10 protein-coding genes and 2 tRNA genes are annotated in these 16,580 nt (G+C 43.9%); 4 read left to right on the forward strand and 8 right to left on the reverse strand.

Going from position 1 to position 16,580, the window contains the following annotated elements; translation table 11 throughout:
• Positions 1 to 23: 23 nt before the first annotated feature.
• Complete coding sequence (locus KQH97_RS07460; RefSeq protein ID WP_216553663.1) at positions 24 to 5,792, reverse strand: DUF3320 domain-containing protein; 5,769 nt, start codon at positions 5,790 to 5,792, stop codon at positions 24 to 26.
• 255 nt (positions 5,793 to 6,047) lie between these two features.
• Here KQH97_RS07460 and KQH97_RS07465 point away from each other — a divergent pair, with 255 nt between their 5' ends.
• The gene (locus KQH97_RS07465) at positions 6,048 to 8,798 is read left to right on the forward strand and encodes a glycoside hydrolase family 3 C-terminal domain-containing protein (RefSeq protein ID WP_216553664.1); all 2,751 of its coding nucleotides are present in this window, start codon (positions 6,048 to 6,050) and stop codon (positions 8,796 to 8,798) included.
• Between the two features lie 145 nt (positions 8,799 to 8,943).
• Here KQH97_RS07465 and KQH97_RS07470 read toward each other — a convergent pair.
• Positions 8,944 to 9,020 (reverse strand) — tRNA-Met (locus KQH97_RS07470).
• Positions 9,021 to 9,170: 150 nt separating this feature from the next.
• On the opposite strand from KQH97_RS07470, the gene KQH97_RS07475 reads away from it, so the two are divergent.
• A tRNA-Pro gene (locus KQH97_RS07475) sits at positions 9,171 to 9,247 on the forward strand.
• Between the two features lie 24 nt (positions 9,248 to 9,271).
• On the opposite strand, the gene KQH97_RS07480 is transcribed toward KQH97_RS07475, so the two are convergent.
• The 3 genes from KQH97_RS07480 to KQH97_RS07490 form a co-directional block, all read right to left on the reverse strand.
• Positions 9,272 to 10,180 carry a site-specific integrase gene (locus tag KQH97_RS07480; protein WP_216553665.1) on the reverse strand — a complete coding sequence of 303 codons (909 nt, stop codon included), beginning with the start codon at positions 10,178 to 10,180 and terminating at the stop codon, positions 9,272 to 9,274.
• Between the two features lie 75 nt (positions 10,181 to 10,255).
• Entirely contained in the window at positions 10,256 to 10,489 is a 234-nt protein-coding gene (locus KQH97_RS07485; protein WP_216553666.1) for a hypothetical protein, read from the reverse strand.
• A gap of 48 nt (positions 10,490 to 10,537) precedes the next feature.
• Positions 10,538 to 11,737 (reverse strand): hypothetical protein, encoded by a 1,200-nt coding sequence (locus KQH97_RS07490; RefSeq protein ID WP_216553667.1) that lies wholly within the window; start codon positions 11,735 to 11,737, stop codon positions 10,538 to 10,540.
• Positions 11,738 to 12,775: 1,038 nt separating this feature from the next.
• On the opposite strand from KQH97_RS07490, the gene KQH97_RS07495 reads away from it, so the two are divergent.
• Positions 12,776 to 13,000 carry a hypothetical protein gene (locus KQH97_RS07495; protein WP_216553668.1) on the forward strand — a complete coding sequence of 75 codons (225 nt, stop codon included), beginning with the start codon at positions 12,776 to 12,778 and terminating at the stop codon, positions 12,998 to 13,000.
• Positions 13,001 to 13,004: 4 nt separating this feature from the next.
• The gene (locus KQH97_RS07500; RefSeq protein ID WP_216553669.1) at positions 13,005 to 13,241 is read left to right on the forward strand and encodes a hypothetical protein; all 237 of its coding nucleotides are present in this window, start codon (positions 13,005 to 13,007) and stop codon (positions 13,239 to 13,241) included.
• A 30-nt stretch (positions 13,242 to 13,271) separates the two neighbouring features.
• Here KQH97_RS07500 and KQH97_RS07505 read toward each other — a convergent pair whose 3' ends face one another.
• The 3 genes from KQH97_RS07505 to KQH97_RS07515 all read right to left on the reverse strand — a co-directional run bounded on the left by KQH97_RS07505 (position 13,272) and on the right by KQH97_RS07515 (position 16,349).
• A complete protein-coding gene (locus KQH97_RS07505) occupies positions 13,272 to 14,069 on the reverse strand; it encodes a zonular occludens toxin domain-containing protein (protein WP_216553670.1) in 798 nt (265 codons plus the stop codon).
• 280 nt (positions 14,070 to 14,349) lie between these two features.
• On the reverse strand, positions 14,350 to 14,595 hold the full coding sequence (locus KQH97_RS07510) for a hypothetical protein (RefSeq protein WP_216553671.1): 246 nt from the start codon (positions 14,593 to 14,595) through the stop codon (positions 14,350 to 14,352).
• Positions 14,596 to 14,789: 194 nt separating this feature from the next.
• Positions 14,790 to 16,349: a hypothetical protein gene (locus tag KQH97_RS07515; RefSeq protein WP_216553672.1), complete on the reverse strand. Its 1,560-nt coding sequence runs from the start codon at positions 16,347 to 16,349 to the stop codon at positions 14,790 to 14,792.
• Between the last annotated feature and the right edge of the window lie 231 nt (positions 16,350 to 16,580).

Consider the following 16,580-nt stretch of genomic DNA (forward strand, 5'->3'; position numbering starts at 1 on the left):
GGTGGTTTTGGTTTGTTTGCGTATTATTTTGCGGAGATGTTTCCGCTTTCTGATTTTTTTATAAGACCTGCGGTGAGAGCTTTTTTCAGGGTGTAGCTTATTACGCTCTCCGTTGTGCCCACAGCTCTTGTGTAGCCGAATTTCTTGGCTGTTTCTCTTACGAGGTCGGTTTCTGAAAGGCTTATCTGCTGGCAAAGCACTTCTTTCACGGCGTTTATTATCTCCTCGGAGGGGATATCCTCCATGCTTCGCTTGTTGGTATCGTCGCTTGTACGATAGATAGAATAGCATTCAGGGGATTGCCCTTCTTTCCAAAGGAAAACTCTGTTTTCATCGGCTGTGGCGAATGGTGAAACGCCTTGTGCGGCATCGGCAAAGACGCTTTCCACTCTTGAGCCGCTTCGTGTTATGCCCCATGCGGTGAAAACTTTTCTCATGAAAAGCTTCTCGCTTATTGGTGCTTCGACAGCAATTATCTTTTCGGCTGTTTCCCTTATTTTCTGCTTGTTTTCGGGTTTATAAAAGTCATCAGATGTACCCATTATGCCAATATCTGCGGTCACATAGGGCTGTGCAAAGGCTGATGTGAGGGCGGAAGCTTCTTCTCTTTCAAACTGCGATGTGGAATAGACGGCAGGCTTTGAGGGGGGAGCGGTTTCGGCTTCATGCTTTGGTGCGCTGTCTATGGCGGCTTTTATGTTTCCCAGAACTCGGTCCTTATCGTCAAACCAATCGAGCGTCCACACTCTCAGGATATTCCAGCCAAGACCGTTAAGCACGCTTGGCTGTAGGATAAATCTATCCTGTGCGGTTGAGCTGTGGAGAGTGTTTTCACCGTCAAGGAGTATGCCCAAGAGATACTCCTTTTCGTTGTCAGGGTCGATTATGCCGATATCAACTTTGAACTCGGAGCTTCCGATGTTGCATTTCACCCCATAGCCAAGCTCTTTTATGGCTTTTGCGATACACTCTGTTACAGTGCTGTTGCTTGTGCTTTTTGTGGTGCTGTGGGCTGTTACGGCAAGCTTTCCACGCTCGGCAAACTCCAGGAAGCCTTTAAGTCCTGCAACACCCTCGGAACGTGTTCTTGAAAGGTCTATCTGCTCAGGACGGAGGACAGAGTAGACTATCATGGCTTTTCTTGCACGGGATATTGCTACATTAAGTCTTCGCCAGCCGCCGTCACGGTTGAGAGGGCCGAAGTTCATTGAAACTTGTCCCTTTTCGTCAGGACCATAGCCGACAGAGAAGAGGATAACGTCACGCTCGTCGCCCTGGACGTTTTCAAGGTTTTTGATGAAGACCGGCTCCGGTGACTTTCTGTCAAGCTCTTCAAGCTCAGGGTGGTTTGCCCACTCTTCGCAGAGCATATCGTCAATGAGATTTTGCTGAACGGAGCTGAATGTTACAACGCCTATGCTGTCATTGCGGAGCTTTTCGTCGCTCATTCGTCTTATTATCTCGTCAACAACGGCTCTTGCTTCTGCCTTGTTCTGCTTTGTTCTGCCCTTGTCATAGTGACCCTCTGGGTGGATAATGCTCACCTTTGAGATAAGGTCATTATGGGACGGGAATGTGAGAAGCTTGTTGTCATAGTATTTCATGTTGCTGTAGGCGATAAGGCTCTCGTGGCGTGAACGATAGTGCCATTTGAGATACTGCTGTGGCATTGAGATAGCAAGGCAATCATCAAGCAGGCTTTCAAGGTCTTCTTTCTCGCTGTTTTCTTCGTCTATCCTGTTTGAGGAGAAGAAGTTTGTCGGCGGGAGCTGTTTAGGGTCGCCCACGATAACAACGTTCTCGCCCCTTGCGATAGTGCCTGCGGCTTCGGCTGTTGGGAGCTGGGAAGCTTCGTCAAAGATAACAAGGTCGAATTTCGGGAATGACGGGTCGATATACTGCGCAACTGATATCGGGCTCATGAGCATACAAGGGCAGAGCTTGCGGAGAAGATTTGGTATCTTATCGAAAAGGCTTCTAAGGGACATCATTCTGCCGTTGCTCTTTATGGCACGTTTGAGTATGCCCATTTCAGAGGTGGAAGCGCAGGCTGAGCCTTGGGCTGGTATTTTTGCGGAAAGGCGTGCCAAAAGCTCCTGTATGGTCAGGCGTGAGAACTTATCGAGAGTGTCTTTAAACTGCGTGATAAGGTCGTTTGCGCTGTTACTGCTGAACTCACTAAGGCGCTTGTCGCTGTTTATTATCATAAGGGCGAGCTGATAGTTTATCGTGCAGGAGAACGCTTTTTCCACGTTTTCGCTGTCAACATTGCCTGTGCGGTAGCTTTCGCTTACCCCTGAAAGTCCGTTGTCTGAAAGCTCTTTGTCAACGCTGTTGAACTCAGCGGCGTAACGAAGCTTGTCGGCATTTTCGGCATAGGTATTAAGCTTTTCTGCGGACAGGTCGAGCCAATTTGCGCTTGCTTCTATGGCGGTCATGTTGGCTGAGAAGCTGTTCTCAAAGGCGGAAAGCTTTTCAAGGAACGAGGAGAGAGCCTGTCCCTCAGAAGCGCAGTTTGCTTTTCCAATGGTCTGAGCCATTTGTGCAGGGTCAGTGCCCGCTTTCTGCTTAATGGCGTTCATAAGGCTGTCGGTTTTTGCGACGGCTTTTTCAAGGGCGTTCCAATCGGTCTGCTCGTTCATGTAAATTCCTGTGAGAAGCGCTGTTACATCTGACGGCAGGCTTCGCAGGAGGTCTTTCTTTTCGCTTATGGTGCAGAGGTTATCCAAAATTGCGCCAAGGTTTGCTTTTGTGACGGAAGCGGGGTCTTTGGCATGGAGCTTCACGCTCTTTGTGAGCTTTCCAAGCTTCATGGCTTTTGGCAAAAACCAGCTTTGCTCCGCCTGCTTATAGAGCATTTTCGATTCTGACGCAGGAAGGTCAAAAATGCTTTTTTCAAAGCGGCTTAGGATATCGTTGCAGAGAGTGGTATACTCTTTTCCTACTGCAAGGGTATCTCTGACCTTTTGCAGAGTGATATCATAGTGAGGTGCGGCAAGAAGTCCGCCGAGAAGTTCGCCGTCGGCGGCGGAAGCTTTGTATATGTCGGAAAGCATTTTTACCGCTGACTTGTCAAGGTCGCCGCTGTAGTTATAAGCCTGTGCAAGAGTGTGTGCGCACTGAGAGGAAGCGGCGGCTTTTTTGGCAAGGTCGGCGGCTTCGGTGCGGAATTTGTCACGCTGTTCGATAGAATATGACATCACGCCGATATCTTTAAGTGGGAAGTCGGCAAAGTCGCCTGTTTCGGCTATGGCAATGGAATATCTATGCACAAGGTCGCTGAAGCGGTCGAGGGTTTCTTTTGCCACGTTTGCGAGGATATCTTTTGAAAGTGATATCTTGTCTTTTTCGGATATGCTTCGCTCATAGGCTGAGATAGCTTCGTAAAGTGTCACGCCGCAGCTGCGCTTTTCGTGAAGAGCGGCTATGGTATCGTTGAGCTGGGCTTTCTGAGCTTTGAGCCTTGCGGCTTCGGCGGAATACTCCTCGGGAGATTTTATTTTGCCAACTTCAAGGGCTTTGTCAAGCTCTGCAAGAACAGAGGTCTTGTTTGTTTTGTTGGAGTGGAGTTCAAGGCAGAACGGGTCAAGCCCTAGGTTTGCAAGACGTTTTTGCACCACGTTGAGGGCTGCCATTTTCTCGGCAACGAACAGCACGGACTTGTCATTGTAAAGGGCGTTTGCTATCATATTTGTGATAGTCTGAGATTTTCCTGTTCCCGGAGGGCCGTGAAGAACAAAGCTCTGTCCGCTTCCTGCGGCGGCAATGGCGGCAAGCTGTGAGGAGTCTGCGCTCATTGGCACTGCCATGTTTTCAAGGTCAAGGTCGGAATCTATATTCTCAGGGGTTATGCTTATATCCTCGGGGGCATAGGTGAGAGAGCCTGCCATAAGGCTAGATACCACCTTGTTTTGGCTTATCTCCTCTGAGCGGTTGCGCAGGTCGTTCCACATTACGAACTGGCTGAACGAGAACAGACCGATAAAGGCATATTCCTCGATATTCCAACGCTTTTTGCCCATTATAGCCTGACGGATAGTGTTGAAAACAAGTGGCAGGTCAATGCCGTGTTCGTCAAGTGGGAGAGGGTCAAGACCTGTGATACTGATGCCGTGATCCTGACGGAGATATTCGAGAAGTGTGACGTTTATCTGGGTTTCTTCCTGTCTGCTCCTTATTATATAGCCCTTATTGCGTGTGTTGCGGACGATATCTATTGGAATAAGCACCAAAGGGGCATAGCGTGGCTTTTCGGAAAGGTCGCTTTCATACCAGCGGAGAAGTCCCAAAGCGAGGAAGAGGGTGTTACTGCCGTTTTCCTCCATGCTCACCTTTGCGGAGCGGTAGAGGCTTTTAAGGGCGGAGTCAAGGTCGGTTTCGTTAAGGAACGTTCTTATGCGGTTGTTTTTGAACTCGTTCTCGGCGATGTTTGTTACAAGGTCCTTTTCGTTCTCGATAGCGAATATTTTTGCGTCACGGACGGAAACTGTCCACTCCACAGGCATTTCCATAATGCGGAAGTCGCTGCCGCTTGCAAGCTCGTCTTCAAGCTTTCCAAGGTCGGCGGTCATAAGCTGCATGGTGTTCTTTGTGACACGGAAGTTCAAAAGGGAGTTTCGCAGGCTGAAATCAAGGAGCTTTCTCTCCCATATGCGCATTTTTGTGACGGGCTTATCGTTGCCCTCTGCCACTTTGCCAAGAAGCGAGCTGTTAAGCTCGGAGGGGGCGAGCATCTCTTTTGGCTTGTCGGAATCTTCTGCAAGCTGCATACCTGAATAGGTTTGCTCGGGACGCAGTGGGATAGGTCTTATGCCACTTCCACGGGTGCGGATAATGTCTATGACGCATTGAAATTCCATGTTGCTTATATGGTCTTTGCCGTGTTTCATGGCATGGTCGAAACGCTCGACATCGTGAACGTTGCTGTCAACAAAGTCTGTACACTCCACAAGGAGCATTTCTTCGGCATTTTCTGCAATGCGCTTTTCAATGGCGGAAACATCGTCAACGCAACAATCTGCGAAAGTTTCGTTTTCAAGCCAACAGCCGCAGAATGCGTGACCTGTCATGAAAAACAGCAGAGGGTGAAGTCCCACCGCTTCAAGGCAGGCGGCATAAAGCACCGCAAGGTCAAGACAAGTGCCCATTTTTTGCTCCAAGACCTTATGCGGCAGGCGTATCCTCTGACCTATGACCTCATAGCTTGCAGGGGGATCGTTGTAGACTATTTTCTGCTGAACGAGGGCGGCAAAAATTGCTGCCATTTGAAGCTTCACGTTGTTTGGGTTGTTGGTCTGATAGCCTGTGAAAGAGGGGTCGCCCTTCCACTTTTTCAGGAACGTGGAAGCGTCATGAATAACTGGGGAGAGCGCAGGGTGATTTGGCGTAACAAATGCGGCTATCATCTCAGGCATTATGTTCAAACCGCTCCACTGATCGCAGGCGAGAAGCTCTATAGTGTTCTGATAGGTGAAGATATTTTCACCCTTTTGAAGCACCTCAATGGTGATATTGCCCACCATTTTTTCTGTAAGAGAGAAAAGAAGATCTGTGTTGGTAGATATCCTCACGGGGGATATCTCGGCAGAACTTTTTGCGGGGATAGAGCCGATATAATATGTAAATTCCTTTGCAAACTCAGGCTCAAAGGTTATTTTAAGGCTGATATTCTCAAGGGCTTCCTCTGAGTTGTTATTTACTACAAGACTTCTTATGACAGGGACATAGTTTTGCTGCATGGCAAAGTTTATAGATGCGTTTATGTGTCCGCCGACAGTGACGATATTATCCACTTTTACCCCTCCGACAATAATTTTTTTTTAATAAGGAACACCGAACAAGAAGCGTGCGGCGCAGTCATATGTACTCATTATAGCACAAATAAACACATTGTGCAATATTTTTCCTGAGGACATGATATGCTATATAAAAAGTAAACCCATTGTTCATAGTATCTTTATTGTTCATAGTATCTTTATTGAATAGGTGGGAGGGTTGTGCTATAATACACTTTGAAATTCAATAGAAAATTTGGAAAGGTGAAAGCTATGGAAAGAATACTTGATTGGAACAAATATCTTGATACTGCGGCGAAAATGGTTTCTGAGGGAATCGTTATGCTCAAAAATGAAAATAATGCTCTGCCACTTGATACAGACAAAGAGGTGGCTGTTTTCGGACGCATACAGTTTCATTATTATAAAAGCGGAACAGGCTCGGGAGGAATGGTGAACGTTACTAAGGTCGTGAACATTCTGGACGGGCTTATTGATAACGGTGTAAAGGTCAATGAGAAGCTTCTTGACACATACAGAAAATGGGACAAGGAAAACCCATTCGACTTAGGCGAGGGCTGGGGCGGAGAGCCTTGGTCACAGAAAGAGATGCCACTTGATGAGGGGCTTGTCAAAGAAACTGCAAAAAGCTGTGAAACTGCCATTGTGATAATAGGCAGGACGGCAGGCGAGGAGCAGGACAACAGGCTGGAGGCAGGCTCTTATTTGCTAAGCGATGACGAGATAGAAATGCTCACGGTGGTGAGGAAGCATTTCAAAAAAGTTGTTTTGCTTCTCAATGTGGGAAATATCATAGATATGACCGACATAAACAGAATTGCCCCTGACTCTGTGCTTTATGTTTGGCAGGGGGGAATGACAGGCGGAAAGGGTACAGCGGACGTTTTGACAGGAAAGGTCAGCCCAAGCGGAAAGCTTCCTGACACTATCGCACACAAGGTGTCGGACTACCCTTCGGACGCTAATTTCGGCAGGGAGAAAAACAGGGATATTTACGCTGAGGATATTTATGTGGGATATCGCTATTTTGAGACTTTTGCTAAAGAAAAGGTGCTTTATCCGTTCGGATTTGGTCTTTCATACACTGCGTTTGAGATAAAGACGGAAAAGGCTGAGATAACAGAGGGGGCTGTGAAGCTTTCTGTATCGGTGAAAAATATCGGTTCTTACAAGGGCAAAGAGGTAATAGAGGTCTACTGCAAAGCTCCGCAGGGAAGGCTCGGCAAGGCGGCTAGAGTGCTTTGCGGCTTTGAAAAGACCAGGGAGCTTGTACCACAGGAAGAGCAGGTGGTTGAGATAGCAGTGGATATCGCAAAGCTTGCTTCTTATGACGATTCTGGTGTGACGGGCAACAAGTCATGCTATGTGCTTGAAGCAGGGGAATATAAATTCTATGTGGGCAGTGACGTGAGAAGTGCGGAATATGCTTGCAGTTTTGAGCAGGGTGAGGATCTGGTAACAGAAAGGCTCACTCAGTCGCTTGCTCCTGTGGAGAATTTTGAGAGGATAAAGCCTGTTTGCGAGGGCGGAGCTTTCGGCATTGGCAGAGAGGCTGTGCCTGTATCTGAGGTAGACGAAAGTGCAAGGCGTTTGGAGAAGCTTCCGAAAGAGATAGCATACACTGGTGACAAGGGCATAAAGCTTTGGGACGTTAAGAACGGCAAGAACACAATGGACGAATTTATTGCACAGCTTTCAGACTATGACCTTTCCTGCATTATAAGGGGCGAGGGCATGGGAAGCCCTAGGGTCACGGCTGGTACGGCTTCGGCGTTCGGAGGAGTGTCGGAAAATCTCAATGGCTTTGGCATACCTGCTGGCTGCTGTTCGGACGGTCCGTCGGGCATGAGACTTGACTGCGGTACAAAGGCTTTCAGCCTGCCGAACGGCACTTTGATAGCTTCTTCGTTCAACAAGGAGCTTACAAGTGAGCTTTTCACTTTTATGGGGCTTGAAATGGCGGCTAACAAGGTGGATTGTCTGCTTGGCCCTGGAATGAACATTCACAGACACCCTTTGAACGGCAGAAACTTTGAGTATTTCTCGGAAGATCCTTTTCTTACCGGCAAAATGGCGTCGGCTGAGTTAAAGGGCATGGCTGGTGCAGGGGTGACAGGTACGATAAAGCACTTCTGTGCGAACAATCGTGAGACAAACAGGCATTTTATCGACTCGGTGGTATCGGAAAGAGCACTCAGGGAGATATATCTAAAGGGTTTTGAGATAGCGGTAAAAGAGGGAGGAGCTTCCTCTGTTATGACCACATATGGCATAGTAAACGGCTTGTGGACGGCAGGAAACTTTGACCTTAACACAGTGATACTTCGTGAGGAATGGGGCTTCAAGGGCTTCACCATGACGGACTGGTGGGCGAACATAAACGTTCGTGGAAAAGAGCCTGACAAGACGGATCTTGCAGCTATGGCTAGGGCGCAGAACGATGTTTACATGGTTTGTCCTGACGGAGAAAAGAATGACGACAACACGCTTGCTGCCCTTGAAAATGGCGGTATAGAGAGGTGTGAGCTTCAGAGAAATGCGGCGAACATATGCGGATTCCTTCTTCACACTAATGCTCTTAATCGTGCGGAGGGTATAGGAGATACTGTCAAGGTGATAAACCGAGAGGACGAGGAGCAGGAGGACGACAAGCCTGTACAGTTTTACAAGGTAGACCGTGACATAACTCTTGACCTTAGTGATGTTGACACAAAGAAAGGCACTTCTTACAGCTTTGCTCTTGACCTATCAAACTTCGGTATTTACAGGGTGATAGTTACGGCAAGCTCTACGCAGAGTGAGCTTGCGCAGATACCTATGACGCTGTTCAGCATGGGAACTGCGGTGGGTACGTTCACGTTCAACGGCACTGGTGGCAAGGCTGTTTCAATGGAAAAGGAAACGCCTATGTTCTCACGCTTCACAACTTTCAGGATATACTTTGCGCAGAATGGGCTTGACCTGCACAGTATCAGGTTTGAGTTGACAGACAAGAAACGTTGATTTAAGGCTGGCGTTATGTTTTGTGCAAGTGAATAAACAGCAAGATCGGTCAGTGGATCCCAAATGGGATCACTGACCGATCTTTTGTGATATTTGTGGGTGATCTGGGCATGAAAAAAGGACTATCGAATGATAGTCCTGAAACTGGTTGCGGGAGCTGGATTTGAACCAACGACCTTCGGGTTATGAGCCCGACGAGCTACCGAACTGCTCCATCCCGCGATATTTTACTGCTTTTTTACTGCTCTTTCCTGAGTGCTTATTTATTATATCACAAATGAAAGTGAATGTCAATACCTTTTTTGCAATTTTTTTATTTTGACTGAAAACTCTTGACTATTGTATCCAAATCGGGTATAATATATACGTTGTCGGGGTGTGGCGCAGATTGGTAGCGCGCTACCTTGGGGTGGTAGAGGTCGCCTGTTCAAATCAGGTCACTCCGACCAAAAGCCCAAAGAGCGGTTGTTAAATTAATTATCTAATTGTATCTTATCGACCGCTTGTCGGCGTAAATCATCATAAGAGTGCAGATAAATATTAGTAGTGTCAAGCTTTGTGTGACCGAGTAAGTCGGCAACTGTCTTGACATCCGCTCCGTTAGCGGTCAGCAGACTTGCGAACGTGTGACGGAACTTGTGCGGTGTGAGGTGTGGCAAGCCCTCTGCATGGGTCTTTTTCCATTCCTCGTTCTTACGAATGAACATAGTGTTATATTCTTCATGATAACGGCGAGGGCTAAGAAAGTTCTTTGAACGTGGATTGCCAAACACAAAATCACAGGTAATAGGCAGTGAAAGAAGAAGCTTATAAGCCGTTTCGTTAAGTTCAACATAGCGGAACTTGTGGTTTTTGGTATCGTCAACAAGCCTTGAACAGCCTTTAAGCACAACCACAGTTTGACAAACGAAGATACGGCGAGCCTTTAAATCAACGTTTTCCCAACGTAGGGCGAGTATTTCTTCACGGCGTAGACCGGTCAAGCACTCAAAACGGAACATTTTCATAATAGTGCTATCGCCCGAAGTCAGAAAGGCGGCTTGCTCTGCCGTAAATGATAGCTGTTGCACTGTTTCAGGGCGTTTTCTACAACGTCTTAATTCAAATGCTGAAAGGTCAATGGGAGTGTAACGACAAGCGTAAGCGTATCTCATGATACGCTTAAGAACACTGCGGAGTTTTTTCACTCTGTCAATGCAATATGTATCATCACATATCTTGATAAGATTATTGAGGTCAGAAAGACCGATTTCTGAAAGTTCCTTGCCGTTAATCGGCTTGCAATTCTGCTCAATTACATAGTCTGTTTGCTCAGGGTAACGGACAACGCCCTCAAGATATGAGGGGCGAAAGTCCTTGTAATAAAATTCTTTAAATTTCATGGTAATAACTCCTTTTGCGTGGGTGTTATTTGGGTGTAGTCATTCCATGTACGCCAATACATGGGCTTATAATGGCTACACTCTTTTTGTTGTAATAATGCGTGTGGTAGGCTTGAACGCCTTTTTAAATGCACTGTAGCGGTGCTGTGCGTTGTATTCTTCAAGAAACGTTCTGAGGAGCGTATCACGCTCAGCAGGGCAACACAGATACACAATCCTTTTATCCTCTCCTTTCTCCTTGCCTATCGTGCCACAGAGCCACAAATAGAACAGGTTGATTTCTTCCTTGCAAATTTCTTTTTGCTTCATGGTGTACCTCCTGAAAAGATTATAATATATGTTGTCGGCTTTGTAAAATCAGCCGATATTTTTGTTTTTATTTTCAACAAATTTTGACGTTAAGCCGTCCATAAGTGTGAACAAGCCCATTTGTGAAACCTCATGACGAACGTGTGAACACTGTTCACGGATAGCGTGACTATCACAATGCAGGTCAAAATCAACGTTGTATTTACAATAAAATGTACCGCTGTTGTTCTCGGCAGGATATTTGAAACAATACACTATATCATCAATACGCCTTGTAAGCTGTTCAAGCTTGTCTATACCGTCATTACGTTCAGCCGTCTTTTGATAAAGTTCTGTAGGCAGGAACGGCGAAGTTATATATACTTCCGTCCATAACGTCATTTTATTGCTATAACGTGCCGACACTTGCGAACGGTACTTGTCAAGCAGGGTGAGCAAATAACTGTATGAGATACGCCCTCGAAACTCGTCAAGTATTAATATCGGCTCTCCTTGGTAGCCGTCAAAAGGGTGGTCATAGTCGGTCACACGATAGATATTTACATCACCATGCTTTTCACATAGTTCAATGTATGTGTACGATTTTCCGCACCCTGTACCACCAAACAGCCAATGCACTTTAACATCACGTTCAGGCGGTGTGTTGTCCTTACGATACAAATAGAATAACTCTTCTGTTGCAGTTTTGGACTTGATAGCCTGCGGATATTGCCGATATATATCGTTTGGAGTTTGTCCGCTATAAATCAAGTCACGGATATCAGACATAGAAATTAAATCATTTCGCTTGCCTTGACAGCCTTTTATCTCACCGACCTGTGATTTTGCGATTATCTTTTCGCCCTTTTCCTCAAACTTGCCGACCTTGTTTATATAGTCCTCGACTTGCTTTTTGTTTCCTTTGGTTATCTCAATATGTACCTTTGGAAAAAGCTTTTTCAAGGCAGACAGCGGACGGAACGTTTTTTCACTTTCAAACACGCAATGTAAATGCTCAAGACCGAGGGCGGACACGCAGAATAAAACCGCTCCTGTTCGCTTATCATCATCACCGACCCACTTATTAAGAACATCATCACATATCTGTTGTTCTGTCAACGAATAATACTCCGTAGGCTCTTGCTTTAATATAACCGCCTTGCCGTTCTCGTCTTTGATTATCTCACCCTCTTCATTGTGCTTGTATGTAATATCATAGCGAGGGTTGTTTATAACGCAGAACGTTGATTTACAAGTGAACTCAGACAATTGACCACCACCTTTGTGACGAAGTTTGTAACAAAATCGGTCACAAGATTAACGGCGTATTTACGCTATTTTTAATACTTTGTGACGTGTGACGAAGTCGGGGGTAATACTATACCCCGACTTCATGAGAGTATAGCAGAACGCCGAGAGGGAGAGTAAAAGGGGGAATCTTGAACGGCGTTCCCCTCTTGTGAATCATTGAAATCATTGAAATGTTGAAAACCTGAAAGCTGTTGTTTCCAACATTCCAACAATTCCAACAATCCACAATTCACCCCCAGCCGTCCGCTTGATAGATTTCACGGATAGAAAAATCAGAAATTATTCTGAGATTTAAGTTTACCGAACTTTTTGCAAGTACGGCAGGAAAGATTAAAGAACCTATCATGGAGGGCACAGTGAAATTGAAAATCAAGAGAAGGATCTCTCCGCAACTCACCGAGAGTGTATTCTATTTTCCCATACAAAAGAAAAGCATCAGATATATTAATTACCTTACGATATTGATGATAAAGGTGAAGATACTCACGAACATAGTAGTTTGAAATAGTCATTTTAAACACCCTTTCAATTTTAATTAATGGGGTGGGGCTGAAACAGTCAACCCCCTAGAACTGTTAATAATCACGAACAAGATAAAAGTTACAAAGATTATATACAATAGAGCTGTTAAGCTCACGAGAAACAGATATATGAAACATATGTGACGTATTATAAGAATACCAAGTATTTTCAGCAAAAGAGCGAGATTCTTTAGTATTATGAGCGTAGCAATAGTAAAAATAATGATGTTCACCGAATTTTTTAATATCAAAATCAACACGATATAAATTTAGTTTTTTCATTTTAATCAACCCTTTCTGCGGTTTGTGGGTTATCCGCTTTCCCTTTGTCTGTATTAAGTATACACTATATCTAGTCCATATGCAATGGATATAGTGTAAAGTATTTATTAAATAATTATTAACTGGATATAGTGTATATTATGGTTGACAAATTACAATAGATATAGTATAATGTAGAAAAGGTGGTGAGGTAATGGCGGTATCAGAAGCCAAGAAGAAAGCTAATGCAAAATGGAACGCAGAAAATCTCGAAAAAATACAGTTTTATGCTCCAAAGGGGTTTAATCAGATGATTAATGACCGAGCAAAGGAGTTAGGTTTGTCAAAAGCGGGATATCTCAAAAAGGTTATCACTGATGAGATAAAATCAGCAGAGGACAGCCACATTATAATAAAAACACATACGGACGAGGGGTGAGAGTATGGAAGAAATATTCACAGCGTTGGAGGCTATGACGTCAATAAGCGTTGTTATACTTATCGTGAAAATAGTCATTGTGATACTGTTGATATGTGCTATATTTGAAACAGCAGGCAACAGCAAAGCGATAAGACGAGAAGAAGAGAAACAAACGGAATTATTAAGACAGATACAGCAGAACACAGTTAATAGCAATCTGCTGATGATTAACAACAAAGATAACAACAACTCGCAGTGAGCCTCACGGCAACCACTGCGAGTTGTTTCATTACCAAGCATTTTTCCGCTTGCGAATAGATTTCTTTTGCTTTCGGTCAAGTGGCTGTGTGTTAGGCTCTATGCCCTCACGATTGGCGAGTATCTCTTCATCAGACAAATACTCTTTTTGTAACATATTCGTGACAAGCTGTGATGTATCGTAGAGCTGACGGCGTTTATTTGTCTGTAGATACGTTCTATTATACATCTGTGCAGGAGTATAAGCCTTATTTTCAGAATATAACTCGTATTCTTCAATGTCATATGTATAACCTGTCTGTATACGACAAAATGGGTGTTTGAAATGCGTATGGCAAGCGGTAACGTCTGCGGTAATATCTCTAATTTGTTTGTCTAAGAGGTTAAATCTCTGCACTGTTGCATATATCATCATACGCCGTTTACGGCATTGGCAAAGATGCTGAAATAGCGGTTTTGGAACGGCACATTTACCGCCCGAAAAGTCACGGCTATTGAATATTGTGCCTATCTCGTCAATAAGTACAAGCGTGTTTTTAGGAGCATTGAGGATATCTTGTGCAGTGTTCAAGGGGAGTATCTCCGTATAATCGGGGAAGTTTTTGATATTAATGTTTGTTAGTATGTGAAGCTGAGGATATTTGCAACAGAGTTCATAAGCTTCAGCGACCATAAGCGAGGTTTTACCTGCACCGAATTTGCCGACAAAAAGGTGTATACCCCAACCGTTGAATATTTGCGACCAATTGAAATATAAAGCCGTAGCCTTGTCATAAGCTACATACGCCGCCAAGGACGGCAGACGAACAAAGTAATCGAATAAAACCATTTAATCACCTTTCCGAAAGAATATTACAAGTATTATGTACTCGACAGCGAGTGCAACATAGAGCGGTATAAAGAACATTACTACCTCCGAGGATTGAAAAACCGAATCATTGCATTATAGAGCATTTTCCAAAGCAGGAAAAGCATTAAACAGGCAAACACAAATTCCAAGCACAACACGCCGAACTGTTTCCACGTCTTTATAACATCAATGGCAGCGAGGTCACAGCCAAGAAGCTTTAGCAATTGATAGCAGGCGTTTTGAACATCATATAACACATTTACCACCCCTCTTTCTCAGGCTCTTGCTTGTCGCTCTGTGGCGTGTTCTGTGGCTGTTGAGCCGATTGCTTTTTTAGCTCCTGTTCCTCGTATAGTGCTTCTATAAGCCGTTTACGAGGGAGCGACAAGTCTTTATCAGATTTAAAGGCGTGCAAGTCCATAAAGAACGCAACCACACCAAGAACTGCACTAATAGCCAAAATGACTATTAGTGACAGGACGAATAATTTTAATATTGCAACCATTTTAAAACCTCCTAATCTCTGTTGAAAAGAAACTGCAAAAGTGCCAAAGAGCAAGAAACTACAAAGACGCCGATAATCATAGCACCTATAGTAAAACTATAATCGCCGAGCCTTATTCGCAAGCACATTAAATGTTGCAAAGAAGTAAGCAGGGATTTCATTAAATCAAACCAATTCATTATACAGCCCCCTTATTATGGTATCATCCATTTAAGAACAACTATGGCAAGCATGACAACGAAAAAGGCTAAAAGTATGGTTAAGAATGTTGTCGGCAAAATAGAAATGCTTGCGACAAGAAATTGAAAGAAGTCGGAAGTACCGTCAAACACTGATTTAATACTATCCAAACCAAAATCAAACGAACCGAAATTTTTATCAAGATTTTTTTGTTCCTCATATTTCTTGAAATCGTCAGGAGCAAGACCACTTTCGCCCTTTTTATCCATATCATAATCATACATATAATCAGGGGTCAACTTCTTATCAAGATAATCAGTAAACGGCTTGTTTGTATCAATTTCAGCACCATTCTTGAATATTTTAGGCTTGTATTCGGGATAGTCCTTATAATTGAACGCCGTTGACGTTACACAATAGTAATCAGGCATTACAACATCTATTCCCTCGCCTGTTTCGGGGTCGGCATTTACTGTTACAATCTGCTTTGTATTCAAAGAACCTTGATTGCAAAGATAACCTTGATTGTCGAGGTCGAAGTAATCAGGGGTCGGCACTGAAAGAGAAGTCAAGCGACCATATACCACGATATAAAGCTTTGTATCGGCGGTAAACTGTGAGCTGTCGAGGTTTTCAAGATTGATAGTAACATTCTTAACCTCGCCACCCTTGCCAATTATATAGCCAGCATTTATGCCCTCTGCCTTTATCCATTCTGTAGGCTCTTTATTATCGTCCGTAACATCATCAACAACGCCACTTGTAGTATACATATATTTGCCATAGTCCAATGAAGTATAAACAGCGTTTTTAACGCTTTCTTCATAAGACGACTTTTCAGGGGGGGAAGTAGTAATATAACATACAAATTCATATGTATAATCTTTAAGTTCATCATAGCTGTCACGGAGTTTTAAAAATTCGTCCGTTAGTGTGACACGGACGTTAAGACCATTGCTTTCAATTTCCTGTCCGTTGTTGCTTGCACCAGGAGCGACAAGAGTTCCCTTGCGACTCATGCCCTCAGAGAGAGTAGGGGAATAATCGACAGTAAAGGGAACTGGTGGAGCGTTAGGGTCTTCCCATACAGGTGTTTTTTTATCTTCCCAATTTAAAACAGGAACGTTACTATATATAACCTTGTAATGACCACCTGAATAATCATAAGGATCATGGTCGTAGTAATCGCCATTTTCAGACCACCATCGAGTAGCAGTATCATCATAGATAGGTTTGTTTTCTGAGGTAACGAGGACACACGCAAACGCATTATAATCAGCCTTTGATACATAGCAATGAAGATTACTGCCGAAATAAGTCACAGAAGTACTAGATTTACAAAATATAATAGTATAAGTAAAACCACTGCCGTTAGGGGCAGCAATAACAGTATAATAATCGGTTTTGTCACTATCAGGAATACAAGAAAAGACATTTTGTTTGATAGTATCATTCCATGTAGTATAAGAATTACCGATATCATCAGCAAACGCAGGAACGGCAGACAATACACAGCATATCATACAAAGCATAGCGGACAAAACAGCGGTGAACCGCAGTAGTTTAGTTTTCATATTTTTTCTCCTTTCTAAAATAATCATAAAGATGACAAACAGAAAAAATAAGATGATGTATAATAAATTCCAAAAGAAAAGACAAAGTAAATCCAAATAAAGCAGTTTGTTTAGGTGTAGTAAAGGGATATGAAATTATACTATTAAAAGTAATTACATGAAAAACTATAAAGGGGGCAATGAAAAGGCAAGTATCAAGCATACAAAACATAAAGTTAATTATATGAAATA

Source organism: Ruminococcus sp. MSJ-25 (assembly GCF_018917825.1).
In the GTDB taxonomy this organism is placed as follows: domain Bacteria; phylum Bacillota; class Clostridia; order Oscillospirales; family Ruminococcaceae; genus Hominimerdicola; species Hominimerdicola aceti.